Here is a 1,151-nt window from a genome sequence, read left to right as displayed (position 1 = left end):
TGGAGTACTCTGCGGGATATATTGCGGATCACTGGTGTAAAAAAGGACACGTTCTTCTTTGCCTCGAAGGCGAGCTGATTACCGAACTGGATGACGGCAGAACCTTTACCCTAACGCCGGGTGTCAGCTATCAAGTGGCGGACCAGGCAGAAGCGCATCGCTCCACATCCCCCAAAGGGGCAAAACTGTTTATTGTTGACTGAAAACGCAGACGGTATGTTGTGTGGCGCTCAATGCAGATACGACCAAGAAGGTAACTTCGGTGCAGGAAATACACGCGCAAAGTAAAGATTAATCTACGCTAACCAAGAAGAAGCCTGCGCGAACGCGCTGGCTTTTTTATCGGTGAAAATAATAGAATTGTTCATATCTACACTGTGTTTGAATAATAAACACTCCCTCAAAGGAAGAGCGAAAATTGCGATAATCCTTAATTGAGATTTTTTTTTAATAACGATGGCGTAAATACGATGCCTATAGTCCATTCTTTTTTTGAATGGAGTCAAAGAATGCCTGTTTCAGCTCTGCAATATCGTTTGTCTACGGAATATTACCACGATAAATCGTGCAATAAAAAAAGTGAGAAAGCTTTAAAATCAATTAATTCAAATTCATCTGTTAATGTTCAGGGTTTCAGTTCTCAAATTAACCATGTCGAAAACTCTCCGAGAATATTCAACACATCATCAACCTTTCTTCCTGCTCGGAAAAGTGCAATAGCAACAACGATTCAACTTATGCTGTTGTTGAATTTTTTGCACAGATCGGATGCTGCTTCGTTTGCTTATAAAGAGAATCCATTATCAAACCTGGATAGTGATCTCACCCTTGCTAATCGTAGTTACTCCTTTGACAATTATCCGATTTCCATGTCTCTTGCTGACGATGGGTATGTTTCCCAACCGCCCTTATTGTTGCCAGAAGTAAAGCGGGAAGTGACATATTATGATAATAGTAATGGCACGCTTTTTATCAATGAAAACAGCCACATTCTTTCTGATGATGAAAAAAAGGATGCGCTGATTTCGGCCATTAAGCACTATCTGGTGTCTGATGGGCAATTAACTGCCGAACAGGGTCAGGATTTTGAGCTGTCATTGAAGCAGTGGGCAAAAGCCGGTCCTCTCTTTATTACTCCACTGGCTGAGTGC

2 protein-coding genes are annotated in these 1,151 nt (G+C 41.7%); both read left to right on the top strand.

Annotated features, from left to right (window positions below; genetic code table 11):
* The coding region (locus J5224_RS29100; RefSeq protein WP_264628557.1) for a DHCW motif cupin fold protein at positions 1–203 on the top strand (203 nt) is incomplete at its 5' end.
* 306 nt (positions 204–509) lie between these two features.
* Positions 510–1,151: hypothetical protein (locus J5224_RS29095; protein WP_264628556.1), on the top strand; the 642-nt coding region annotated here is incomplete at its 3' end.

The sequence above is a fragment of the Candidatus Symbiopectobacterium sp. NZEC135 genome (assembly GCF_025962695.1).
This window is presented reverse-complemented; position numbering and strand designations above follow the sequence as displayed.